Below are 25,050 nucleotides of genomic sequence, written 5' to 3' on the forward strand. Positions count from 1 at the left end.
ATTTACTCCTCTGGAAAGCAGCATGGACTACACATTAGTCGGAATTGTTGCTAACAAACAGGATGATTGTTTTTATGCCACTCAAAACTTCTACGTATAAGTTCAGAAACTTCTACTGTTCTTTTTGAAAACTTCTAAGTAGAAGTGATCCACCTTTCTAAGTAGAAAGATCAAAAAAGAACAGTAGAAAGATGGAAAGAGAAACGTAGAAAGATTGGAACTCCTCTATATGCTCCTAAAAATGGCATAAGATTTTGATAGTGGCCCCGTAGGTAAGAACATGTCCTACTCCTACAAAAACCCTTAGGCATAATAAACTTTTCCAAAGTTTGGAGCCTTGGAAAAGATCATCGCAATCATCAAACCAAATTCCGAATCAACCGTTTACCTTTTGCAAACACACGCCGGAATATATTATCCGGCTTAAAAAGGAAACAGCAAGATGAAAATATTGATTATCGGTGGGAACGGCACCATTGGCAATAAGGTAACAGCAGAATTGAAGAAACGGCACGAGGTAATTGTTGCCGGGCGAAAAAGCGGTGATGTCACCGTGGACTTAGCCTCCGAAGGCTCTATCGAGAAGATGTTTCAGGATGTTCCCAACCTGGACGCTGTCATTTCCATTGCCGGCGCCACCAAGTGGGGCAATTTTGAAGATTTGACTGAAGAGGACTTTTACATCAGCATCCGCAACAAACTGATGGGGCAAGTTAACCTGGTGCGCATCGGACAGCGGTACCTGAAAGATAACGGTTCGTTTACGCTGACCACCGGCATTTTGGGCGAAGACCCGGTGAAAGGATCGGTAGGTGCTTCAATGGTAAACGGAGGAATCCACAGCTTTGTGATAGCCGCAGCCCGGGAACTGAAACGAGAACTGCGCATCAATGTGGTAGCTCCCGGTTTGGTGGAAGATGCCGCTGAACGCCAGGGACAACTTTTCCCTGGTCATCTGCCGGTCACCATGAAACGGACCGTGAGTGGTTATCTTCGTAGTGTAGAAGGATACGTTACAGGGGAAGTTATCCGTTTGTATTAATGATTTTGAAAAGTCAGGACATGTTCTGACCCTACACTAATATCATAAAAAAGCCTCGCCGGGAGATTACCCGGCGAGGCTTTTTTCTTTCTCTCATTCATGCGGATGCGTCATCTCCAACGGAACCACCCACTGGTCGAACTCTTCTTCTGAAACATATTTCAGTTCCAGCGCTGCTTCCCGCAAGGTTTTCCCTTCCACATGCGCTTTCTTGGCAATTCGTGCAGCTTTATCGTAGCCAATGTGCCGGTTCAGGGCAGTTACCAACATCAGGTTCTTTTGAATATTCTCGTTAATGCGGGGCAGATTGGGCTCGATACCCACCGCACAGTGGTCGTTGAACGAGCGACAGGCATCCGCCAGCAGCGTAATGCTTTCCAGTACATTGTGTGCCATCACCGGTTTGTACACATTGAGCTGGAAGTTTCCCTGGCTTCCCGCGAAAGCGACAGTAGCGTCATTACCAAACACCTGGGCACAAACCATGGTGAGCGCTTCGCTTTGGGTTGGGTTCACCTTGCCGGGCATGATGGACGACCCCGGCTCGTTAGCCGGAATATTGTATTCGCCAATGCCGCAACGCGGGCCGGACGCCAGCCAGCGGACATCGTTGGCAATCTTCATCAGGGCGCCGGCCAGGGTCCGCAGGGCTGCTGAAGTCTGCACCAGTGCATCGTGGGCAGAGAGGGCAAAGAACTTATTCGGAGCACTCCGGAAAGGATGTCCGGTAATTTCGGAGATAAAATGCACCGCCCGCATGGCAAACTGCGGATGGGTGTTCAATCCGGTACCTACTGCCGTTCCCCCAATGGCTAGGTCGTATAATCCCGGAAGTGAAGCGCGAATGCCTTCCATGGCAAAATCGAGCTGGGCCACCCAGCCGCTCATCTCCTGTCCTACCGTCAGCGGCGTGGCATCCTGCAGATGGGTACGTCCCGTTTTCACAATCGATTGATACTGTTCCGATTTATCTGCCAGCGTTTTTCGCAACAACTCAACACTCGTGAAAAGGCGTTTGTGCAGCTCTTCTATTAAAGCAATATGCATTGCTGTGGGAAACGTGTCGTTGGAGGATTGACTGCGGTTGACGTGGTCGTTGGGATGCACCGGTTGCTTGCTGCCCATCTCACCATCCATCATCTCGATAGCGCGATTAGCAATCACCTCGTTGGCATTCATGTTCGACTGTGTTCCGGAACCGGTTTGGAAGACGACCAACGGAAATTCGCTGTCCATTCGGCCAGTAATAACCTCTTCGGCGGCAGCCATAATATTACCCGCAATGTCCGACGGCAGTTCACCGAGTTCCTCATTTGCCTGCGCTGCTGCTTTCTTCACAATGCCCAGTGCCCGGATAAGCGATGACGGCCATTGAAAACGTTTGGTTCCGATTTGAAAATTCTGAAACGAGCGTTGGGTTTGAGCTCCCCAATAATGTTCGGCAGGAACCTGAATTTCGCCCATTGAGTCGGTTTCGGTTCTGAACTTTTCCATATTCTGTATATTTTGTACCGGACTTTTGCTTTCCGGCATATTTCATGCAAAATGGACCTGTATTTACTGAACAAACCGGAATGGCAATCGTTGAGTAAACCAATTGTCAAAAACACTTAAAAAGTAAAACCATGTCGTTTGATGAACGCGCCCGCACCTGGGACGATGACCCGATAAAAACAGAAAGAGCCACGGCTTTCGCAAAAACAATTGCCGAACAGGTACAACCGAAGCCTGAAATGAGTGCCCTGGAATTCGGAGCCGGAACCGGCCTGCTCAGTTACCAACTGAAAGATGATTTCGGCACCATTGTCCTGGTCGATAGTTCGGAAGGCATGATTGACGTCTTGAAAGAGAAGATAGCGAAAGAGCAACTCTCCCATTTCGTTCCGCTAAAAGTAGATTTACTGGAAAGCACTCCCGATATCGGTCCGTTCGACGCTATTTATACGCTGATGACTATGCACCATATTGAATCCTTACCGGAAATTCTAAAGGTTTTTCATCGTTTGCTAAAACCGGGCGGAAAGTTGTGCATTGGCGATTTGGTGAAAGAAGACGGCAGTTTTCACGGTAGTGGATTTACCGGACACAAAGGTTTTGACAAGGCCGAACTTTCAAAACTACTAAAAGAGCAAGGCCTGGAGCCTCTTCACTATGAGATTTTCTACGAATTAGAAAGAAAGCGGGATGATCATTCCAGCAAGTTCCCACTCTTTTCACTCATTGCCCAAAAAGCATAGCAGACTTATCTTATCCGGCTTTCCGGAAAACACAAAGACTTCCGGAACCGGTTAAATAAGAGCAGCTGCAACGAAAGATAAATAAATGAAAGAGTTCAAAAAGCGAATCTATACTTTTCAGACTTACCGTAAAGATGTGGCCGGTTTGATGAAGGCATTTCCAGCCTTTAAGCAAGCCAAAAAAGCACAGCGCATTCCCGATGATTTCGCCACGCGCATCATGCTGGCAGTTACCAGTGTGAATGGCTGTCGGTATTGTTCATGGTTTCATTCCAGGCAAGCATTGAAACAAGGTACTGCCTCTGTCGAAATCAGGGAGATTCTGGAACAGGAACTGGGCCAATCTGTCCGGGAGGAAGAAACTGTCGCGCTACTGTTTGCACAGCATTATGCCGAGACAAACAGAAAACCCGATCCGGAAAGCGTGAAACGCCTGTATGACTACTACGGTAAAGAAAAGGCTGAGGATATCCTGCTCAATATTCGATTCATTTTCTGGGGTAATTTATCCGGAAACACCTTCGACGCATTCCTTTCGCGTTTCAAAGGTGAACGAGCTCATGGCAGCAACCTGCTGTTCGAGTTTGTTTTCTTTATCATACATTTTCCGTTTCTGGCTCCTTTACTTCCGGCAATGAAACAAAAAACCGGACAGTAATTCCATCCGGTTTTTTGTTTTCATCGTCGAACTATTTTAGAGAAAGGCCATCACCTTCTTCTCCAGTTTCACAATATCGGCACTGAATTTCCTAATCCCTTCGGATAGTTTTTCGGTGCCCATCGCATCTTCGTTCAGCATCCAACGGAAAGACTTCTCGTCCAGCATCAGCTTTTCAATATCGGCATCTTTCACGTCTTCCGGACGAAGTTTACGCTCTAGTTTTCCTTCTCTGCTCTCCAACTCCTTTAGTAATTTAGGCGAAATCGTTAACAGGTCACAACCCGCCAGCTCGATAATCTGTTCCGCTTTGCGGAAACTGGCACCCATGATTTCCGTTTTGTACCCGAATTTCTTGAAGTAGGTAAAAATATCGGTTACGCTGGCCACGCCCGGATCTTCTTCCACCGGGATGTCCTCTACTCCGCGATCCTTTTTGTACCAGTCGTAAATTCGACCAACGAAAGGTGAAATCAAGGTAACTCCCGCATCGGCACAGGCGATGGCCTGCGACATACTGAACAGCAGTGTCAGATTACAATGAACGCCTTCCTGCTCAAGTACTTTTGCCGCCTCAATTCCTTCCCATGTCGATGCAATTTTAATCAACACTTTTTCTTTGGGAATTCCTACCTCATCGTACAGACGAATGAGGGTACGGGCTTTCGCGATGGTTGCTGCCGTGTCGAATGACAAACGGGCATCCACTTCCGTGGAAACACGACCGGGAACGATCTTCAGGATTTCCCGTCCAAAATTCACCGACAGTTTATCCATGCAAATGGTCAATTGCTCCGCTTTACTGCCTCCATGCTCTTTCGCATATTTTACCGCATCATGAATGAGCGAATCATACTTCGAATCTTCGGTGGCTGCCAAAATCAGTGACGGATTGGTCGTCGTGTCCTGAGGCTTGAACTCCTTCATCGATTCAAAATCGCCTGTATCGGCTACAACAGTTGTTACTTTCTTTAATTGTTCCAGTAAATTCATTTGTGTATGTTTTTTAATACGACTTTTCACTTATTTCCGGTAATCATTGGATCTGTTTGCCAAACAAATAACCGGTGTTCTTATATCAACGACTTTTACGAACTACAACAGATTAGCCTCTATAGAGTTCGTTTCAACTTCGAATGAGTAATCCAAAGTCATCATTCGCATAGGATGCCCACAAACCCTAAAACGTTTTCAATCTTTCCGTTTTAAAGCTAGTTTTTTCGGGCAGCATGCAGCATGATTTTTATCGCATGCGGGACTTGCGGCTTGCTTTTCCTACATAAATTTTCAATATTTTGGGTAAGTAGCATAAAACTCCGTAACTTATACGACGTCTAACTAAAACTAATGTCAGATGAATATTTATGTTGGCAGTCTTCAGTACGATATTACAGAAGATGAATTACGAAGTATATTTGAAGCTTATGGTGCGGTTGATTCTGTGAAAATTATCATGGACAAGTTTTCCGGTCGCAGTAAAGGCTTTGGTTTTATTGAAATGCCGGATAGTACAGAGGCCGAACAAGCCATTCAGTCATTGAACGGTTCCGAAATTAGTGGCCGAAAAGTGATTGTTAACCTGGCGACTGAGAAAAAGGAAAGACCTCGCCGAACCGGTGGTTATGAACAAAGGGGCAATTACCGTTGAACTCATTGAGTATCCCTTGTATTCCATTCGATTTTCCTTATATTGCCAGCGAATGTGGGAAAATGAGTTATTCGTTTACACATTCAGCTATTATTGATTAATAACAAACGACAGGTTAGAAAACAAAAAGGCTGAACATTTATTTGTTCAGCCTTTTGTGTATCTTTTCCTTTCCGTTTACCGGAATAACAGGCAAACAGGTTTCGGTGCTTTTATTTCGCTGGTATAGGTCAACATTCCGGTTTCCGGATTGCGTCGGAACGCCACAATGTTGTTACTATTCTGATTGGCCACCAAAACGAATTTTCCGTCAGGAGATAACGTAAAGTTCCGGGGTGTTTTTCCCCTCACTCCTTCCGTTCCTTTCTCTGTCAGTTTTCCGCTTTGCGGATCGATAGAGAAAATAACGATGTTGTCCAGGCCCCGATTAGATGCATAAAGATATTTTCCGTCAGGCGAAATAGCTATTTCGGCACAGGTGTTTTCTCCGTCGTAGCCTTTGGGAAGCGTAGAAACCGATTCTTTCACGTCAAATCCTCCATCATCTTTCATTGCCACTCGTGTAACGGTACACCCCATTTCGCTAATCACATACATATTCTGTCCGTTGGGGCCAAAAGCAATGTGACGCGGTCCGGCTCCGGGAGCCATCGGAATTTTAGGAGTTTTGCACGGCACCAGTTTTCCGTTATCGGCATCGAGACGATAAACATACACGTCGTCGGTTCCCAAATCGGCTGCAAAGATGCGTTTTCCACCGGGCCCGAAATACGAACTGTGCGCATGGGGTCCCTTCTGACGGTTAACATTGGGTCCGTGTCCTTCGTGCTGACTTACATACAATGCTTTGCTAATGGTTCCGTCACCATTCAGACGAAACAAACCGACACTGCCACTTGAGTAGTTAGCTGTCAACGCGAAACCTTCCGGATTCACACTCACAAAACAAGGATCGGCGCCACCACTGGGCTCCTTATTGATGGCTTTCAGATTCCCCGTACTTTTATCTACGGCAAACGATTCGATATATCCCTGGGTATTACCTACAGCCGTATTTTTTTCCTGAACAGCCAGCAAGTAATTTCCATCAGGAGTTAGCGTTACAAAAGATGGATTAACCGAAACTCCGGCCAATGCATAGTTCTCCAGCTGACCGCTTTTCGGGTCCAGCTCGCAGCGATATATTCCTTTGCTATCGCTTCCGTCAGTGTAAGTTCCGATATAAAACATCATTCCAGATTTTGAGTTATCCTGAGCCAGGCTCTTTGCCGGACCGGCGAAAACAGCAGCACCCGCCATTAACAGGAGAAAGATATTTTTCTTCATGGAATCAGCATTTAAAATTTTGTCTAAAGGTAACGAATTTGTCTGGCTTATATTCAGTCTGAATAAGGATGAAAGCACTTACTGTTGAAAAAACAGGAAATGCTGGTTACCGGTCACTCCCTCACCTCTCAAAAAGAAAAGGACTGTCCCTGTCAAGACAGTCCTTCATCAAGCTTTGGTGATTAGGACAAGCTTTCGCTTGAAAAATAATTATGGCTTTTGGTGAGCACCCCAACTTCGGTTTGCCCGGTTGCCCATGACAAGTACCAGTTTAGCGCCGTTCAACAAGTCAAAATGACTTAGAATAGGTTCATTCAACGGTTTCCCATTGAGCGTTGCCGACTGGATATATTTGTTTTCTTCGGAAGCATTTTTCGCCTCTATCTCAAATGTCTTTCCGTTCGCCAAATGAATTTTCACATCAGTGAATAAAGGACTTCCTATGCTGTAGACTGGCTTTCCCGGCGTAACCGGATAAAATCCCATCGAAGAGAACACAACAAACGACGATAGGCCGCCGCCGTCTTCATCGCCGGGAACGCCCATCAAATCATTCCGGAACCACTCATGCAACAGTGCTCGAACCAATTTCTGCGTTTTCCAGGGTTGCCCGGCATAATTGTACAGGTAAGGAATATGGAGCGATGGCTCGTTGGCCATTGTAAACTGCCCCACGTTTCCGGTTTGATCAGGCAGCTGCGTATAAAATTCGCGCTTCCCTCTACCCATAGGCGTCGTAAACAACGCATCGAGATTTTGAGCAAACGCATTTTTCCCGCCCATCAGATTAATCAAATCCGGAATATTGTGCTGAACATCCCAACGGTACGTCCATCCATTGTTCTCGTCATAATAATCCCTTACGCCAACACCACCTGAAAAACGATAATCAAATGGCTCGATGAAATTTCCTTCAGCATCTTTCGGATGAAAAAACTGCGTTTGAGGATTGTACAGATTCCGGTAGTTAAATGAAGCCTTCAGAAAACGAGTTGCGTCAGCTTCTTCTCCCAGCGTATCGGCCAATTGCGACAAGCACCATTCGTCATACGACGTGCCCAATGTAACCGCTACAGCTTGTCTTCGTTCAAACAAATTAACTTCCGGAATGGTCTCCTTTTCGCCCGGTTTCAAAGCAGGGATATAACCATGTTTCTGGTAAAAAGCCGATAATGCACCAGCCGTTTTCCCCGACCAAGGTGCCAACGTTTTCTCCGTAATTCCTCTCTTGCATGCTTCGTAAGCTTTCTCCAAATCAAAACCATGCAGGCCTTTCCGGTAAGCGTCCAAAACTGACGCAACACCATGATTGGAATTCATGCGGCGGCTATCACCGGTAATTTCAGGGAAAGTCGGCATCCACATATGCGGCATCTGTTCCGCCATCCAGACAAATGAATTCAGAATATCATTTCCCCTTTCGGGATTAACCAGAATCCGTAATGGATGCAATGCCCGGTAAGAATCCCAAATCCAGTCATCGGTGTAAAACGGGCGTCCGTTATCCGAATGCACCTGGTGATCGAATGCGCTGTAATAACGTCCGTCTTCCGAAATGCAAACCGGACGTTCGTAACAACGGTAGAGCGATGTGTAGAAAACAGTCCGCTCATTTTCCGTTCCACCCTGAACTTCAATTTTGCCAAGCGCTTCATTCCAAATTTTTCGTCCTTCCGCCTGAATTTCAGCTACAGTTTTCCCGGCAACCTCGCGCTTCTGGTTCTTCTCGGCCTGCCTGGCACTGATGAAAGAAATGCCATAGTACAACTGCAATTTTCTTGTCCCTTTCGGGAAGTTCAGCACCAGACAAGCATTTCTTCCTGAAGCTTCGGAAGCGGCAAGCATTTTCTCATTGTCAAGAACCGAAACCTGCTCCGGCTTTTCGTCCGGGATTAGATATAGGAAAACACGCGTATCGTTTCCAATCAACTGCCAGCCGGAAATGGCTTTCCCGTCCCATTTCATTCCGCCATTAAGCGAGTTTAAAATCAGTCCGGGTGCGTCCTCCTTTTCAAATTTCAACGCATACATGGCCGATTGATGCGCCACGCCAAAATCCACATCGATCTGTGCCTCGTCGAGGTAAACCGAATAAGAATAAGGCGTAATCTTTTCCTGATCGTAAGAAAAGGAAATCACCGGTTGGACATCTTTCGGGTTTCCCTGAAAAGGGCTCAGATTAAACGCCGAAACACCACGATGACTCGTTACTTCGAGCGGCAAACCGTGGAGCCGGACACTCGTATAATCGGCCCTCTCAGGATAAACACGCAACAAGCTATTGGGCAAGTGTATGGTAGGATACGTAGGCACCAGCAAATGACTGATATTTCCCATATACGGATTGACATAATCAACCGGTGATTTGACTGCAGATCCCTGTTCCTGAACCTGAGCAACACATCCAACCAGTAAAACGAAAATTCCAATAAGCCAGCCGTTCAATATTTTCATCACGCTCATTTTAATAGCTTAAAACAGAAACGGGGCGGTCTTTCGGGGCCGTTCCAAATTCCTTATTCGGCCGTTTCCCCATCACAAACTCCAACTGACCACCTGAGATAATATCCTGATAAGTAATATAGGAATGGGTATATGGTCTTCCGTTCAACCGGACAGACTGGATATAAATGTTCTTTCCTCCCGCATTTTTAGTCGTGACGGTAAACTGCTTCCCGTTAGCCAAATTGATAGTGGCTTTAGTAAGCTGTGGCGAACCGAAACAGAATACGCTGTTGGCTGGATTGACCGGATAAAAGCCCATTGAACCGAACAGGTACCAGGCCGACATCTGACCGCAATCCTCGTTACCGGAATAGCCCGACTGTTGATCAGTGTATAATTCGTTCTGAATTTTAGCACTGTAAAACTGAGCCTTCCAGGGTTCACCGGCAAAATCGTACAGATAAACAATGTGGTGACTGGGCTCATTTCCGTGAGCATACTGCCCGATAAAGCCCGAAGCATTGCCGTTGACATCTCCCGGTTTGGCATTGAGGGTAAAAAAAGTATCGAGCTTGTCAACAAACTTTTTGTCGCCTCCCATCATGTCTATAAACGAATACACATCCTGCGGCACATACCACAGATATTGCCAGGCATTTCCTTCGGTGAACGGAAAACCACCATTGCCACCATATTTCAATGGATTAAATGGTTCAATCCAATTGCCGTTGCTGTCTTTTGCCCGAAAAAATCCAATGGATTTATCGAACAGATTTTTGTAATCGTTGGAACGATTCAGGAAAAACTCATAGTCGTCTTGGTGCCCAAGTTTCTTTGCCATTTGCGCCACACACCAGTCATCATAAGCAATTTCAAGCGTCAAGGAAACCGATTGGGTCTGCAAATCTTCCGGGAAATAACCGTACCTATCCAGTATGTTGAACGGCGAATTCCGGTGCGAGGTCGTCGATGACGCTTTCACAGCTTCATAAGCTTTCTGGTAATCAACTCCGGGAATTCCCTTAAAGAATGCATCGACAATAACCGGAATGGCGTGGTTACCAATCATGCAGTAATTCTCTTGTCCCCACAATTGCCAGATAGGCAAATAGCCATACGTCTCGTACTGGCGCAGCATCGAATTAATAAATGCTGCCGTTCGTTTCTGCTGCACCAGCGTGTAAAACGGATGAGCGGCACGGTAGGTGTCCCACAATGAGAACGTGCTGTAGTGCGTTCCATCAGGCGCATGCCGGATAGTGTTGTCAGTTGCCAGATAATCACCCGAAACATCGGCTATATTATTGGGCTGAATAAACAAATGGTACAACCCCGTGTAGAAAATACGTCTCTGTTTTGGCGTCCCCTCTACGTCAACACACGAAAGTTCCTTATTCCAGGTTTCGTTGGTTTGCTCAACAATCCCGTCAAAATTGAAATCTTTTATCTCAGCTTTCAGATTCTCACGGGCACCTTCGGCTGATACTGACGAAAGTCCGACTTTCACCAATAATGGTTGTGAATTATCCTTATCGAAATTCAGGACCAACTTCAAATTGGAACTATTGGCTACCGGAATATTCTCAAAGATATTCCTTCCGGCTTTAAAAGCGTGCGAATCGAACGGACGGGAAAATTCGGCCCGGAAATACACTTTCCGAAGCGGAGCCCAGCCTGAAATAATACGGTAGCCTTCGATGGTTTTTGAATCGACAACGCGGGCCTGGGCTTCGATGATTTTGCAATGGCGATAAGGACTGTTGCGAACCAGCGAATGATCAAGGTCAATCATCAGGTGAACCGGAGACGTATTGGCAAAAGTGTAGCGATGCATTCCACAATGCTCGGTAGCGGTCAGTTCTGCCTTAATATGATAGTCATCGAGAACAACGCTGTAGTAACCTGGATACGCTTTTTCAGTCTCGTGTCGAAATGCCGAACGAAATCCTTTTGTCTTGCCGTCATCACTTCCACATTGCCATTGAATGTCGCCACCATAAGGCATGAACAAGAAGTCGTAAAGATCGGGGCAACCGGTTCCACTCAAATGCGTATGGCTAAAACCAACGATGGTTTTGTCGTTGTAATCGTAGCCACTGCAGGGATCGTCGGGATATTCGCGTGTATCAGGGCTAAGCTGCACCAATCCGAAAGGAGCGCAGGCGCCAGGAAAATTACTTCCCGAAAGGCTTAAGCTATCAACAGAGCCTGTTCCTATAAATGGATTGACGTACCGTGTATATTTTTTTGTTGATGTTGGTGGAAATGAGGCAAAGCTAAAGCTCTGTCCAATAAAAAGCAGAATTCCAATTGATAGAAATAAATGGATTTTTCTCATGTGCATTGGAGAGTGTTTCATGAACCGTTTTCTAATCATAGGATGATTTTAAGTGTGCAGATTCTTTCTGGCAACCCGCTGAAAACTCATTCTTCAAGTCGCCCGTTTTCTGATACGTAAATACCTGAAATGCGATACAGCTTTATTCCTTACTATCCCGGGTAAGGATATCAAACTATAGTTAGAAAAGAAATAATACCACACACAACTTCAGCTTAAATATAAGAGGACCATCCCCTAAAATGGGGTATGATCCTCTTTTTACTTACTGTATTCAATTATTTGCTTGCATAACCTGCATTTTGAGTCAAATTCGGGTTACGCTGCAATTCGTTCAATGAAATCGGGAATACCAGATCGGTTTCTTTAAACGTGGCTCCTGCTGCGTTCTGCGCACCAATCAGGTCGATATAAGTTACTTCACCTGGAGTGGTTGCCGAGATAACCGGGAACTTCATCGTACGGACACAGTCGTCCCAGATTTTGAATTCCAACGGGAATTCGCGGATTCTCTCTGTCCAGCAGGTTTCGATGAACTCCTGCTTTGACAAGGCCAGCAAACCAGCTTTGATCTGGTCCTCGGTGTCACCGTTCATGTTAGCCCGTACCTGTATTTTGGCCAGGTAGGTAGCAGCTTCATCCGTCACACCGTCCGTCTGAGCAATTGACTCAGCATAATCCAGATAGGCTTCAGCCAAACGATAAAAATTCCAGTCCTTGGTTCCCTTACCGGTATTCAACACGGCATTTTCGTCGTAATAATACCAGCATCCAGCCTGTCCTGCCGGAGCCGTCCAGGTTTTACCGTTATTCGGGTTGGTATAATTCCAGTGAAAGAACTGGTTAGGCTGGATACGAAGATCATTAGCCGGATATACATTCAGGAATTGATCAATCGGACCATATACCCGCTCAAAAATCGAATAGGTTCCGAATACGGCTGTCGCCGAAGATGAAAAGGCATACGTTGGCCACCAGCTACTATTGCTGATGCTTTCATCGTACTCCTGTGCATAAATAACTTCATCCAAATCGTCGGTAGAGCGCAGTTGATTGTACGCACTGCTGCCCGACATATCAGTATTCGCAGTGAGTGAATGAGGTGAATCGATGACCATTTTTGCATAAGTCTTCGCATTGGCATAATCACCCCGATGGAAATACACATCGGTAAGAACCATGGCTGCTACATACTTCGTAATTCGGTGCCCGTTAGCAGCAAATGTTTTTGCAGGCAGAGCATCAATAGCAGCTTTCAGATCAGACTCAATCTGCGTATAAACCTGGGCAGATGCCGTTCTTTCCGGATACAGATTCTCCAGGTTCGCAGGTTCCAACAGCAACGGAACATCGCCGAATGTTTTTATCAGGTAGAAGTAATTGAATGCCCTGAAAAACTTAGCTTCCGCAGTCAGCTGTGCAGCGATACCTGAATCCATACTGATATTGGGAATGCTTACTATCGCATTGTTGGCCACGTTAATCGCTTTATAACAGTTATCCCAGATATCATCTGAAGTATCTGATATTTCATTCGTGTGCTGCTGACGAGTCAACAGACGAGAATATTTACACACCACTTCCTGTCCTTCGTAGCTATTACTGAAATAACCGGTCAACATCCCCGTGATGGAAGCTTTTGAGCCGATATATGCGCTGGAAGCATAGGATATACGCCTCGGTGCACCGTTCCAATATAAGTAGTTTACGTTTGCCGTTGCCTGAGCTTCTGTTTTATAATAATCAACCTCTGTCAAAGATGACTTCGGACTTTCATCCAGAAAGTCATTACACGAGGTCATAAACAGAAGGCTGACTGATAAGCATATTAATATCTTTTTCATAGTAGTCTTCATTTTGGATTTTAATTAGAATGTTACGTTTAGTCCCATTGTCCATGTTCTGGCTCTTGGATATGCGTAAAATGTCATGTTCTGTCCGAACTTATCCGACAATCCGGTACCCTGGTGAGAGGTTGATTCCGGGTCGAAACCGTTGTATTTACTGGAACAGATCAAAAACGCATTGTTTACGCTCGCATATAAACGTAGCTTTGAAAGACCAATGGCTCTGCATTGTGTATCGGAAAAGGTATACCCCAGCTGTATCAGATTACCTCTTAAATAAGAACCATCGGCAATCCAACCGGAATCCACCGTTGTATTCTGTCCGGCGTGGCCGGAATTCGTCAAATAGATGGCTTGTTCCATCGTATTGGGGTTTGTTCCGTTGTAAGCATCATACAGAATATTTGTCAAGCCGTTGGTGATACCAAAACGGTCGTAGGTTGGGTGGTAAAATTGCTGCATCGTTTCTACTCCCCAAACAAATTGCAGATCAACCGTTAAATCAAGATTCTTGTACCTGAAATTGTTAATGAGACTACCGGTCCAATCAGGCATTCCTTTACCGATGATCTCTTTCTCATTAGTCCGCTTAGCCCGACCAATCTGGTTCTTATCGCAGTTACCGGCTTCATAATCTTCAATGGTGTAAACGCCTAACCTGCGGTAACCATAGAAGCTACTCAGGTTTTCACCGACCCGCAAAATACTTTCGGAACCACCAACCCAATAGTTCAGCTCGATATCCTCATCGTTTTCGCCAAGATGAAGAATCTTGTTTTTATTGTAGTTCAGGTTCAGTGTTACATTCCACTGAAAATCTCCGCTACGAACAGGCGTAGCGTCAACCAAAATATCAAGTCCCTGGTTTTGTACAGACCCAATATTCTTGTAAATAGAACTAAAACCTGAAGAAGTGGGTAAAGGAGTGTCAAGCAACAAATCGGTTGTTTTCTTGTGATAGTAAGAAATATCGAAGTTCAGCTTATTTCTAAACAACCCCAGGTTGAAGCCCATATCCCACTGTGCTGTTTTTTCCCATTTCAAATCGGGATTTGCCATCGAGTTGATATAAGAATAGGGCGCCCGGGAACCATTGAGCAGATAGGTACCGGAGCTAATCGATGCAAGTGATTTATATGAATCAATTTCGGAGTTACCGGTAAAACCATAACTTGTGTGAAGCTTTAACGTGCTGATGGTTGCATTGTCCTTTAAAAAGTCTTCCTGCGATACAATCCAGGCTAAACCGGCCGATGGGAAGAACGCATACTTATTGTTCTTTCCGAATTTGGAAGAGCCATCGTAACGACCAGTCACTGTTGCCGAATACTTGTCGTTATAGGTATAGGCCAAACGCAGGAAGTAAGAATTCATTGACCATGCATTATAATCTGATTTCGGTGCCGAAGGAGTTGTACCTACCTCCATGTTATACCATCGGAAAAAGTCATCACTAAATCCTTCGGTTCTCGATTCATCCCAGTTATAGGTTCTTTCCTGCCAGGATAGTCCGGCCATTGCATTCAAACGGTGCACGCCCAATACTTTCTGATAGGTTAAGTAAGTTTCTTCCTGCCAGTAAAATGTATTAGTATGATTGATATATGCCCAACCGTTCGGCATGGATATATTATTCAATGAAATGGAAGAATAACCTTTGCTTGTCAAAGTGTGACTGTCGATACCAAACTGAGTTTTCAGATCAAGACCGTCCATCAAATGGAAGGTTAAAGCTGTATTTCCAAAAATCTGAGTATTATATCTCATCCGTCTTTGCAAATCGAGTATCATTACTGGGTTTGACATCCCTTCGAATCCAAAGGTGTCCGACATGGATGAGCTGGCGGAAGTGGTATAAACACCGTTAGCATCTCTCACGGGTAACCAGGGTAACATCTCAATCATTGTACGACGGGCTTCCTGACCTCCTCCCGTTTCCGGAGTATAACGTCCCCATGTATGGTTAACCGATAAATTAAGGGAAGTCGATAACCATTTCGTCGGATCTCCATCAAACGCCAATTTAGCATTGATACGTTTGCTGTAAGTATTATTAACGATACCTTGCTGATCGGTATAATTCAGGAAAGCACCAGCCGAAGACTTCTCACCGGCTTGTTGAATATTCAGCTGATGATTTTGAGAAAAAGCGGTCCGGGTAGCTTCTTTCTGCCAATTCGTATCATACAAGGGATTACCCTGGGCGTCAAAATAGTTCGGATCGGTAAACCAATCTGTCCTGTCAAGCGACCAATTGTAATCCATGTATTTGTTTTCATTTTCGAGTCCTATCATAAAAGCGTCGGTCCATTCCTGTGCATTCAACACATCCATATAACGGGCCATGGTACTCACACTGGCTGAGCCCTGATAGCTTATGGTAGTTCCCTTTCCATGCTCTTTACCACGTTTCGTCGTAACGAGAATAACACCGTTAGCACCACGAGCTCCGTAAATAGCAGCAGAGGAAGCATCCTTCAACACTTCAATACTCTCGATATCATTCGGGTTGATCAAACCAAAATCCTCCATCACAACACCATCGACTACATATAACGGAGAAGATGAAGAATTAATGGTAGATACCCCCCTGATAACAACACGACTTGAATAAGCTCCGGGCTGACCTGAGTTGGAGAAAATATTGACACCGGAAACTTTACCTCTCAAATTATCCAATGCGCTGAAACTTTGGTCTTGTACCAACTCCTCACCTTTTGCCTGGGAAATAGAACCGGTTACATCCTGCTTACGCATGGTACCGTATCCAATCGCTACCACTTCCTGAATTCCGTATGTCTCTCTCTTCATGGTAACATCAATAGTTTGCCGTGCCTGAACACTCACGTCCTGGGCAACCATTCCGATAAAAGAAAATACCAGTACATTAGAATCACTGACATCGGATATCGTATAATTTCCGTTAGTATCGGTAATCGTACCCGACGTCGTTCCTTTAATAACAATGGTTACGCCTGGAAGCGGAACCCCGTCTTCATCCGTCACCGTACCGTTTACATTGTGCTTATCTTGTTGTCCGCTTTGTGCTGTTTCTACAGCTCTTTTGGAAATCACAATATTGCGATCAACGATTTGATATTTGTATTTCGATAAATCCAGTACCTGGGAAAGAATCTGGTCGATGCTGGCATTTTCTATCGATAAGTTATAACGCTTCGTCAGGTCCATCTGGTCGGATTTAAAGAAAAAGCCAAATTCAGAAATCTTTTCTATTTGATCGAAAACCTGAACGATGTTTGCATTTTCAACCTGAAGATTTAAACGAACAGCCTGTGAGTATGTCTTCGCCGATAACGTCATTGCAGACAGGAACAACAGGAATCCAGTTAGTTTCATGGTTAGGTACAATTTTTTTACCCCGGGGCGCAAATTGCCCGGGAATCTTCGAAAATTCTTCATAGATTTGAACTGTTTGGTTTACAATAGAGCAATCTCATTTGCGATTCTCTGATATGGAGATTGCTCGGGATATTAAATTCACATGAACCGGGAAGGGGGCCACCCTCCCGGTTTTTTTTTGATTTAGTTGATAGTTAGTGCATAGGCAATCATTTAATATTCTTGTTTAGTTAATTTTTCTTTTCTGTCGATATCGTAATAATGTCAGGTTCCATTTTATTTTCCTTGATGCTGTAATTCAAATGCGTTGTGATATTCAGCATTTTCAAAACATAGGAAATGGAAGTGGTCCGCTTAATATTGGCAGTATACCGGTAGTCCTCAATGACATCATCACCAAAACGGAAACGAACGCCATACCATTTTCCGAGTTCATCGCAAATATCAACCAACTTTTCATTCCGGAAAACAAACTTACCATCCATCCAAGCTACGATGGTTGACGGATCGATTTCCTGAAGTGACATCTGCTTCTTTTCTTTGTCATAAACAGCCAAATGACCAGGTTTCAATTCACAAACTCGCTGCATATTTACCGAAAGAATTTCAGCGCTCCCCTCAATAAGCGTTGTTTCAGTGACATCGTCATCAGGATAGGCACGCACATTAAAACGGGTACCTAAATCACGGACAATCATATTGCCAGTTCGAACATAAAACGGATGTTTTTCGTCATGGGCTACGTCAAAACAAGCTTCCCCCACAAGTTGAACACTCCTCTCTGTCGAATTTTCGTGATAAACCACTTCACTACCGGAATTCAGCCAAATCTGTGTTCCATCCGGCAGTGTCATCTGCGAAATACTGCCAATCGATGAGGCAAACTTCTGAGTAAAATCCATCTGTGGTTTTGGCAACAAAAGCTGATGAGCCAACCATCCTACAGAAAATAATACGACAATCATCGCTGCACGACCAATCCAAATCCGGGTCAGATTCCGTATTCCTGCTTTCGGCACACCATTAACCTTATCCCTAAGACTTCTATATTCTTCATCCAGGTTAATGTTTGAATCTTTTCTGTCTGCAGTAGCTCTCACCCATAAACTTTTGGTCTGATAAAACTCCTCCTGAAAGGACTCATCCTTAGCCACCTTTTCGTAATAGGCTCTTTTCTCCTCCTCGCTCGCCGTTCCCGACAGTATCTTTGATAATAATTCGTCTGACATCAACTATCTTCTTATTCTTTCAGTTCAATATTCCTTTTTGAAATGAGCCTCTATTCTTTCCGATTCTGATTGAATCCCTTCTTAAGAATAAATAATTTCACATTCTTTAACTATTAAACAATTAAGCAAGGGACAACCCTAACTACGTTTTCAGATTTTTTTTTCAGAATTAATTCAGGAAATTGGTAATCATCAATAAAACAGGAAGGTAGTCTTTCAATTCTTTTCGAAGGTACTTCAAAGCTTTTGTCATATGTGCTTCGACGGTTTTCACCGTAACATCTAGTTCTTCAGCGATTTCTTTATTGGATTTATCTTCAAACCGGCTCATGTAAAAAACCCGACGACAATTTTCCGAAAGGTTGGAAATTGCCTCTTCAATCTTTTCCTTTAATTCGGAAAACTCAAGATAATTAGGAGCCATCCGGTCGAGCGCTTCGTAATTGAAATGCATCTCCAGGTATTTCAGTCGGTCGTGATGCACTGCAAGTACTTCTCTGCGCTTTATACAGTTCAGACAGTTATTCTTGGCAATGGTATAAAGAAAGTTACGAATATTGGACTCGCTCGAAAGGGATTCACGAATCTCCCAGAGTTTAACAAAGGCATTTTGGGCAACTTCCTTGGCTTCATCTTCATCCTGCAGATATTCTTTCCCCAGATGAAAAAGCATAGGATAATATTGGTCAAAGATTGACCGAAACTCCTCGTTGCTAACGGTTTTTAATTCACTCGCCATTTCCAGTTCAGTAGGTCAAAATGTCCAATGCCGTTAAATCATGGCGAGTAAACTTAACAATTATTGCTAAAATTCAAATAACATTTTAAATCAAATGTAAGACAGTCAAAGCACAATGATTTATAAAGAGCTTTAGATTATGTCAGGCGAACACTACAGTTCAAACCACTGCGATATCATATCACATTTCCCATTTCCGTCTTTATGATCGAATTCTCCGGTGTGCCGGTTATACACGTAATCTTCTTTCCAGTGATGCGCACTAGCGACCACTTTTTCCAGCGAATCCATGATGTAATCAAGCTCAGCATTGGTCATGGTAGGATGCAACGATAAACGCACCCATCCCGGTTTCTCGGACAGATCTCCGCTATTGATTTTTTGTGTAATTCGATGTGACATTTCCCGATCCACATGCAGCAGATAATGTCCATAAGTTCCGGCACAAGAACAACCACCGCGTACCTGGACACCAAACCGGTCATTCAGCAAACGAACCACCATGTTATGATGGATTCCCTCCACATAGAAAGAAATTACTCCCAGACGTTCCCGGGCTTCCTGCGCCAGTACGAATACTCCATCAATCTTGCTAAAGCCCTTGAAAGCTCTTTTCAACAACTCTTTTTCGCGGGCCTGTATTTTCTTCACGTCCATCTGCTCCTTCAGCTTAATGCACATAGCCGCCCTGATAGCCTGCATAAATCCCGGAGTACCGCCGTCTTCGCGAATTTCGATATCATCTATGTAGGTATGTTCGCCCCAGGGATTGGTCCATTTTACGGTACCACCACCCGGATGATCGGGGATACGGTTTTTATACAAATTCTTATTGAAGATAAGCACTCCGGAACTTCCGGGACCACCCAAAAACTTGTGCGGAGAAAAGAAGATAGCATCCAGACGTTGCAGTTCATTTTCCGGATGCATGTCGATATCCACATAAGGTGCCGAAGCGGCGAAATCGACAAAGCAATAACCATCGTGCTCGTGCATAATTTGCGCCAGTTCATAAAAAGGGGTAATCACACCGCTTACGTTGGAGCAAGCCGAGAAAGAACCAATCTTCACCTTCCGGTCGGCATATTTTTGTATTTCAGTCCTCAGATATTGCGGATTCACCATCAGGTTCTCATCCGGTTCCAGCACCACCACATCGGCCAACGACTCCAGCCAGGGAGTTTGATTGGAATGATGCTCCATGTGAGTGAGAAAAACAACCGGCCTTTCCTCCCGGGGAATATTGCAGAATTTCATCAGTTTTTCAGGAATTTTCAGTCCCAGGATACGCTGCAGTTTAGCGAGCCCGGACGTCATTCCAAATCCGGTGGTAAGAATTACATCATCGGCATTGGCATGCACATGCTTCTTAATGATGGAATGAGCCAGATGGTATGCCTGCGTCATGGTGCAACCTGTTTCCGATGCTTCGGAATGGGTGTTTCCCACCATGGGGCCGAACTGTCGCTGCAGTTTCTCTTCGATGGGCCGGTAAAGCCTGCCACTGGCGATCCAATCGGCATATACCAGCGGCTGTTCACCGTAAGGAGATTCAAACGTATGGTCTATACCCAGTATATTCTTGCGAAACGATTCAAAGTATTTTTCAAGTTCAGTCGTCGTTTGTGTCAATGTAGTCGTCATAGTCAGTTTTTGGAACGTGCTAAAGATGGAAAAATAACCGGATTATGGAAATGACTTTTAGAATGTTTTCCAATCGGGGAAGAGGAAATAAATGTATTCCGGCTATTATTCACTACATGTAATTTGATTATTTCGTTGGAAGAAGATCCCGTTCCCAATCCTTAATATTTCAGACTGCCACAACCCAAATACTCACCTGAAAAGCAGGCGAATCACAGATTTTTGTTGTAGTTTTAAAAGGGTTTTGGCTTTCGCAGAAACGACAACAGAGGAGAGGATCACGCCAATGCACATCCGTTGAAAAAACAATTAACCAATAAAACCAATTGATTATGGCAAAAATTGTCGTGCTGGGTGCCGGTATATCAGGGCATACTGCGTCTACCCTCCTGAAAAAGAAATTGGGAAAAAAACATGAGGTGGTGGTGGTAACGCCAAACACCTATTACCATTGGATTCCTTCCAATATTTGGGTAGGCGTTGGCCGGATGACGGTCGACCAGATTCGCTTCAGGCTGGATAAACGCTACCAAAAAGCGGGTATCATTTTCAAACAAGCCAAAGCCGTCTCCATTCATCCGGAAGGTGATAACGAGCTTAGTAAAGGATTTGTGACCATCGAATACACCGGACAGGATCGTGTTGGTCAAACGGAAAAAGTAGATTATGATTTTCTGGTGAATGCTACGGGCCCGAAACTGAACTTTGCCGGCACCGAAGGCCTCGGACCGGATAAATTCACCGAGTCGGTTTGTACTTATGGCCATGCGGCGCAAGCATGGGAAAAGTTGCAGGGCTGCATCACTAAAATGGAAAACGGTGAGAAACAGAAAATTCTTATCGGCGTGGGACACCCAATGTCGACCTGCCAGGGAGCGGCGTTTGAGTACATTCTCAATGTGGCCTTCGAAATCAAGAAACGGAAACTCTCGCACATGGCCGAAATCAAATGGATTACCAACGAATTTGAGTTGGGTGACTTCGGAATGGGCGGCGCCTACATCAAACGGGGTGGTTACATTACACAAACCCGTACATTGGCCGAATCGTTCCTGCGCGAACGCAACATCAGCTGGATCAAACGGGCCGGCGTGACCAAAATCGAAGAAGGGAAAGTGCACTTCGAAACACTCGACGGCACAGCCGGTGAAGAAACCTTCGATTTTGCCATGTTGATTCCCTCCTTTACCGGACACGGGATTAAGGCGTTTGCCAAAGACGGCAGCGACATGACCGACAAAATATTTGCCCCGAACGGCTTCATGAAGGTCGATGCCGATTACACGCCCAAACCATTCGAGCAATGGTCGGCCGAAGACTGGCCCTCAACCTATCAGAATCCGGATTACGGAAACATTTTTGCTGCCGGAATCGCCTTCGCTCCGCCACACGCCATCTCCAAACCGATGACCACTGCAAACGGAATGAAAGCTTTTCCCGCTCCGCCGCGCACCGGAATGCCTTCCGGTGTTACCGGAAAAGTAATTGCTCAAAACATTGCCGATTGGGTGAAAACCGGAAAACCGCTGATGAAGCACAAAGCCTCCATGGCGAAAATGGGCGCTGCCTGTATCGTATCAGCCGGATACGGTATGATGAACGGTGCCGCTGCGACCATGACCGTTTATCCTATTGTGCAGGACTGGGAGAAGTATCCTGAGTTTGGCCGCGACATTTCCTACACCATCGGTGAGGCCGGACTGGCCGGACACTGGCTAAAATGGTTCATGCACTACATGTTCCTGCACAAAGCCAAAGGTTATCCTTTCTGGTGGCTGCTACCCGAATAAAAATAGAAACATAAAAATCAATAGATATGGAAGAACACATCAATAAAACCATCGCTTACTCGCAGGAATCCTATCCGCCGGTTCCCACACGGGCAACCCGATTCTGGCGGGCCTTTATCCCCTGGCAAATGTACCGCTGGGTGGTACTGAACATCAAAATCCTCCGCATCGTAGCCGGAGGACACTCTTAAGTTGGATTTGAAAGGCTGTCTGCTATCCCGGGCAGCCTTTTTTACGATGTTCTGATAGGGAGCGCAACTCAAAAACTTTCCTCAACAACACTAACAATAGTAACGACAGAAACGACAGAAACAATGTCAGTTACAACAACCTTTAAGCGCAACCTGTAACTCTTCAACCTGAAACCCGTTCAGTGCCACTTAAAAAACCGCAACCCGAGCGAGAAAAAGAAAACCCCAATGGCCGATAAAATCACAAAAGGCAAAGCAATATCCGATAATCCCAACCCTTCGTTGAAAATACCACGAATGCCATCGGCCAACATCGTAAGCGGTAGCTTTTGGATGAACGGTATACTCCAATCCGGGAAATTGTGGTAACTGAAAAAGATGCCTGATACCACCATCATCGGCATCACCACCAGGTTAATGAGCCCATTGCCAATTTCGGTGTTGGCCGTATGTGACGACACGAAGATGGCGATTCCGGCGAAAGCCAGGTTTCCCGCCATAAAAATGGCCAGCAATCCGGCAATACTTCCCTGAATGGTAATTCCGAAAACCAGCCAGGTCACCAGCACCAACAGCGCCGATTCGATGAAATTCATCACAAAACGCACGGTAATAAAGGCAATGAGAAAATTCGTTTTCTTCATGGGGGTAGCGACCATACGGCGCAGCAACTTCTTCGAGCGCCGGTCGATGATGCCATAGCTAATGCCCCACATGCACGACATCATCGCGTTCATCGCTATCAATCCGGGAACCAGGAAATCGATGTATCGGGTGCCGGCCAGCGTCAACGGTTTGATTTCGCCATTGTCCTGCGGCGTATTCACCGCTTTCCCGTTCAGGACGCCCGACAGCTTGATGTAACTCAGCTGGGCATCGGGGTTGCGCGGATCGAAATGATATTCCGGCTTCCCGTTTTGCTCCGTCAAAATCACATTTATCTGACCGCGTTTCAGCAAAACCATCGCCTCTTTCCAGTCGGTTTCCCGGAAAAGAAACGTTGTATTTCCCATCTGCTTATCAGGAATCGTGTAGCTGTACCGAAACGAATCCGCTGCCACTTCCGGATTAGGCTGTGCTTCCGTGAGCAAAAAATGTTGGACAGACGTACCGTCACCTGATGCGTCGATCACCGCGACTTTGCGCACGACATCCGTTTTCTGTGTAAAGGCGATGCCCAGTCCCAGTGACATCAGGATGGGAAAAACAATACCCCAAAACAGCACGCCGGGCTCGCGAATTAGCTCCCTTGAGTATGAAATGATCAATTGCCAAAGCTGGTGGTTCGATAGTCGGTTATTCATGCAAATGTCTTCCGGTTAACGTGGTGAATAAATCGTCGAGCGTGGTACGGCGGCACTCCATATCCTGCAGATGAAGCCGGTTCTGCTGCAGGTAATCCATAAATTCGGGCAGTTGCGTATTCATGTTCTGCACCGTTACTTTGCCACTCCCTTGTGTTCCGTTCCATTGGATATCACTGATTTCTCCTTTCGTCCGGGGCAATGTTTCCGGAGCATCCTTCAGCGTAAATTCTATTACCTTCTCTCCTTTCTCGTCGTTCAACAGTTGCTCCAGCGTACCTTCCCGCAGGATTTTCCCATGGTCCACAATAATGATATAATCGCACAACTGCTCGGCTTCCTCCATGTAATGCGTGGTCAGAATCATCGACGTTTCGGCCTGTTCTTTTAGCTTGCGCAGAATAGCCCAGATTTCGCGCCGGGCGTTTGGGTCAAGCCCCGTGGTCGGCTCATCCAACAACAATACCTTCGGCTTATTCAGCAACGAAATCCCCAGTGCCAGTCGTTGCCGCTGACCACCTGATAGATTCACCACATACGCTTTGCGCTTTTCTTCCAGCGCCACCAGTTCGATAATCTCCTCTACCCGCTCCTTTCCCAGCCCAAAGAAACTAGCAAACAACCGTAGCGTTTCGTACACCCGAAGTTTATCCGTAAAACGGGTTTCCTGCAGCGACAAGCCAATCAGGTGGCGCAGTTCATCCTCGTGGTGCTTCCACGTCTTCCCCATAATACGGATTTCCCCCTTGTCGGGATGACGAATGCCTTCAATCATCTCCACCAGCGTGGTTTTCCCGGCACCATTCGGCCCAAGCAGCGCCACAAACTGTCCTTTTCCAATCGTCAGATTCAGTCCCTGCACCGCATGAACCGTCTTGAAGGACTTGTGCACCTCCTTCACCTCAATCACCGGTGTAAGCGTGTTTTCCATAAGCAAAGTGTTTCGGTGATGTAAAACTAATTGAAATCAGGAACAATGAGCAGTGAAAAATAACTAATCTGACGTTGTTGCAATCCCTTTCCATTTTCGACCGATTATATCATCCCGACAGGATAGAAAACCTTGCTTTGCCAACACGGGCCGGAATCCCAACGTTCACCGGACAGGGACTTCAAGGGAAAATAATCGCCCAATAGGTAAACCGATTATAGCACAAAACATCTAAATTTGCCCGCAAGTGGGGTTCAATTAACTGAAGATTTTTATCTTTCCGTTTTACTGTAAAACTGCTAAAAAAAGCTCCAGCAACTA

General features: G+C 45.4%; 18 protein-coding genes. 6 read left to right on the plus strand and 12 right to left on the minus strand.

Translation table 11 applies throughout. The annotated features are described in order from the left end of the window. The first annotated feature begins 442 nt into the window (after positions 1 to 442). Positions 443 to 1,042, plus strand: coding sequence for a short chain dehydrogenase (locus tag T426_RS0116505; RefSeq protein ID WP_025865707.1), 600 nt, complete (start codon positions 443 to 445; stop codon positions 1,040 to 1,042). A 93-nt stretch (positions 1,043 to 1,135) separates the two neighbouring features. Here the strand turns inward: T426_RS0116505 and fumC are convergent, their stop codons facing one another. Then, on the minus strand, positions 1,136 to 2,536 hold the full coding sequence (gene fumC, locus T426_RS0116510) for a class II fumarate hydratase (RefSeq protein ID WP_027585981.1): 1,401 nt from the start codon (positions 2,534 to 2,536) through the stop codon (positions 1,136 to 1,138). A 131-nt stretch (positions 2,537 to 2,667) separates the two neighbouring features. On the opposite strand from fumC, the gene T426_RS0116515 reads away from it, so the two are divergent. Further along, positions 2,668 to 3,279: a class I SAM-dependent methyltransferase gene (locus T426_RS0116515; protein WP_025865706.1), complete on the plus strand. Its 612-nt coding sequence runs from the start codon at positions 2,668 to 2,670 to the stop codon at positions 3,277 to 3,279. An 85-nt stretch (positions 3,280 to 3,364) separates the two neighbouring features. Continuing rightward, positions 3,365 to 3,937 carry a carboxymuconolactone decarboxylase family protein gene (locus tag T426_RS24060; protein WP_025865705.1) on the plus strand — a complete coding sequence of 191 codons (573 nt, stop codon included), beginning with the start codon at positions 3,365 to 3,367 and terminating at the stop codon, positions 3,935 to 3,937. A gap of 36 nt (positions 3,938 to 3,973) precedes the next feature. On the opposite strand, the gene tal is transcribed toward T426_RS24060, so the two are convergent. Continuing rightward, entirely contained in the window at positions 3,974 to 4,930 is a 957-nt protein-coding gene (gene tal / locus T426_RS0116525) for a transaldolase (RefSeq protein ID WP_025865704.1), read from the minus strand. Positions 4,931 to 5,291: 361 nt separating this feature from the next. Here tal and T426_RS24065 point away from each other — a divergent pair, with 361 nt between their 5' ends. Beyond that, positions 5,292 to 5,585: an RNA-binding regulator gene (locus T426_RS24065; protein WP_025865703.1), complete on the plus strand. Its 294-nt coding sequence runs from the start codon at positions 5,292 to 5,294 to the stop codon at positions 5,583 to 5,585. A gap of 177 nt (positions 5,586 to 5,762) precedes the next feature. Here the strand turns inward: T426_RS24065 and T426_RS0116535 are convergent, their stop codons facing one another. From T426_RS0116535 to T426_RS0116570, 8 genes are all read right to left on the minus strand, one after another. Further along, a complete protein-coding gene (locus T426_RS0116535) occupies positions 5,763 to 6,911 on the minus strand; it encodes a lactonase family protein (protein ID WP_025865702.1) in 1,149 nt (382 codons plus the stop codon). Between the two features lie 210 nt (positions 6,912 to 7,121). Then, complete coding sequence (locus tag T426_RS0116540; protein ID WP_082229560.1) at positions 7,122 to 9,365, minus strand: GH92 family glycosyl hydrolase; 2,244 nt, start codon at positions 9,363 to 9,365, stop codon at positions 7,122 to 7,124. Positions 9,366 to 9,375: 10 nt separating this feature from the next. Further along, complete coding sequence (locus tag T426_RS0116545) at positions 9,376 to 11,694, minus strand: GH92 family glycosyl hydrolase (protein ID WP_027585983.1); 2,319 nt, start codon at positions 11,692 to 11,694, stop codon at positions 9,376 to 9,378. A gap of 278 nt (positions 11,695 to 11,972) precedes the next feature. Continuing rightward, the gene (locus T426_RS0116550) at positions 11,973 to 13,538 is read right to left on the minus strand and encodes a RagB/SusD family nutrient uptake outer membrane protein (protein ID WP_025865701.1); all 1,566 of its coding nucleotides are present in this window, start codon (positions 13,536 to 13,538) and stop codon (positions 11,973 to 11,975) included. A 24-nt stretch (positions 13,539 to 13,562) separates the two neighbouring features. Further along, the gene (locus T426_RS0116555; RefSeq protein WP_036985491.1) at positions 13,563 to 16,898 is read right to left on the minus strand and encodes a TonB-dependent receptor; all 3,336 of its coding nucleotides are present in this window, start codon (positions 16,896 to 16,898) and stop codon (positions 13,563 to 13,565) included. Between the two features lie 233 nt (positions 16,899 to 17,131). Beyond that, positions 17,132 to 18,130 carry a FecR family protein gene (locus tag T426_RS25260; RefSeq protein WP_025866229.1) on the minus strand — a complete coding sequence of 333 codons (999 nt, stop codon included), beginning with the start codon at positions 18,128 to 18,130 and terminating at the stop codon, positions 17,132 to 17,134. A 169-nt stretch (positions 18,131 to 18,299) separates the two neighbouring features. Then, the gene (locus tag T426_RS24075; RefSeq protein ID WP_025866228.1) at positions 18,300 to 18,869 is read right to left on the minus strand and encodes an RNA polymerase sigma-70 factor; all 570 of its coding nucleotides are present in this window, start codon (positions 18,867 to 18,869) and stop codon (positions 18,300 to 18,302) included. A 153-nt stretch (positions 18,870 to 19,022) separates the two neighbouring features. Beyond that, positions 19,023 to 20,513, minus strand: coding sequence for an aminotransferase class V-fold PLP-dependent enzyme (locus T426_RS0116570; protein ID WP_025866227.1), 1,491 nt, complete (start codon positions 20,511 to 20,513; stop codon positions 19,023 to 19,025). A 332-nt stretch (positions 20,514 to 20,845) separates the two neighbouring features. On the opposite strand from T426_RS0116570, the gene T426_RS0116575 reads away from it, so the two are divergent. Together T426_RS0116575 and T426_RS25935 are read left to right on the plus strand one after the other, a co-directional pair. Further along, a complete protein-coding gene (locus tag T426_RS0116575) occupies positions 20,846 to 22,303 on the plus strand; it encodes an NAD(P)/FAD-dependent oxidoreductase (protein WP_027585986.1) in 1,458 nt (485 codons plus the stop codon). Between the two features lie 26 nt (positions 22,304 to 22,329). Beyond that, on the plus strand, positions 22,330 to 22,494 hold the full coding sequence (locus tag T426_RS25935) for a hypothetical protein (protein WP_169737693.1): 165 nt from the start codon (positions 22,330 to 22,332) through the stop codon (positions 22,492 to 22,494). 179 nt (positions 22,495 to 22,673) lie between these two features. On the opposite strand, the gene T426_RS0116585 is transcribed toward T426_RS25935, so the two are convergent. Together T426_RS0116585 and T426_RS0116590 are read right to left on the minus strand one after the other, a co-directional pair. Next, positions 22,674 to 23,798: an ABC transporter permease gene (locus tag T426_RS0116585; protein WP_025866226.1), complete on the minus strand. Its 1,125-nt coding sequence runs from the start codon at positions 23,796 to 23,798 to the stop codon at positions 22,674 to 22,676. After that, entirely contained in the window at positions 23,791 to 24,729 is a 939-nt protein-coding gene (locus T426_RS0116590; RefSeq protein ID WP_025866225.1) for an ABC transporter ATP-binding protein, read from the minus strand. Before T426_RS0116590 ends, T426_RS0116585 begins: the two co-directional genes overlap by 8 nt. Positions 24,730 to 25,050 lie beyond the last annotated feature (321 nt).

The sequence above is a fragment of the Prolixibacter bellariivorans ATCC BAA-1284 genome, assembly GCF_000621705.1.
Classification (GTDB): Bacteria; Bacteroidota; Bacteroidia; order Bacteroidales; family Prolixibacteraceae; genus Prolixibacter; species Prolixibacter bellariivorans.

Coding starts and splice junctions, on each gene's coding strand:
- T426_RS25260 (WP_025866229.1), bottom strand. CDS start 18,130: ATGTCAGACGAATTATTATCAAAGATACTGTCGGGAACGGCGAGCGAG.
- T426_RS0116550 (WP_025865701.1), bottom strand. CDS start 13,538: ATGAAAAAGATATTAATATGCTTATCAGTCAGCCTTCTGTTTATGACC.
- T426_RS25935 (WP_169737693.1), top strand. CDS start 22,330: ATGGAAGAACACATCAATAAAACCATCGCTTACTCGCAGGAATCCTAT.
- T426_RS24065 (WP_025865703.1), top strand. CDS start 5,292: ATGAATATTTATGTTGGCAGTCTTCAGTACGATATTACAGAAGATGAA.
- T426_RS0116555 (WP_036985491.1), bottom strand. CDS start 16,898: ATGAAACTAACTGGATTCCTGTTGTTCCTGTCTGCAATGACGTTATCG.
- T426_RS24060 (WP_025865705.1), top strand. CDS start 3,365: ATGAAAGAGTTCAAAAAGCGAATCTATACTTTTCAGACTTACCGTAAA.
- T426_RS0116545 (WP_027585983.1), bottom strand. CDS start 11,694: ATGAGAAAAATCCATTTATTTCTATCAATTGGAATTCTGCTTTTTATT.
- T426_RS0116585 (WP_025866226.1), bottom strand. CDS start 23,798: ATGAATAACCGACTATCGAACCACCAGCTTTGGCAATTGATCATTTCA.
- T426_RS24075 (WP_025866228.1), bottom strand. CDS start 18,869: ATGGCGAGTGAATTAAAAACCGTTAGCAACGAGGAGTTTCGGTCAATC.
- T426_RS0116570 (WP_025866227.1), bottom strand. CDS start 20,513: ATGACGACTACATTGACACAAACGACGACTGAACTTGAAAAATACTTT.
- T426_RS0116590 (WP_025866225.1), bottom strand. CDS start 24,729: ATGGAAAACACGCTTACACCGGTGATTGAGGTGAAGGAGGTGCACAAG.
- T426_RS0116505 (WP_025865707.1), top strand. CDS start 443: ATGAAAATATTGATTATCGGTGGGAACGGCACCATTGGCAATAAGGTA.
- fumC (WP_027585981.1), bottom strand. CDS start 2,536: ATGGAAAAGTTCAGAACCGAAACCGACTCAATGGGCGAAATTCAGGTT.
- T426_RS0116515 (WP_025865706.1), top strand. CDS start 2,668: ATGTCGTTTGATGAACGCGCCCGCACCTGGGACGATGACCCGATAAAA.
- T426_RS0116535 (WP_025865702.1), bottom strand. CDS start 6,911: ATGAAGAAAAATATCTTTCTCCTGTTAATGGCGGGTGCTGCTGTTTTC.
- tal (WP_025865704.1), bottom strand. CDS start 4,930: ATGAATTTACTGGAACAATTAAAGAAAGTAACAACTGTTGTAGCCGAT.
- T426_RS0116575 (WP_027585986.1), top strand. CDS start 20,846: ATGGCAAAAATTGTCGTGCTGGGTGCCGGTATATCAGGGCATACTGCG.
- T426_RS0116540 (WP_082229560.1), bottom strand. CDS start 9,365: ATGAAAATATTGAACGGCTGGCTTATTGGAATTTTCGTTTTACTGGTT.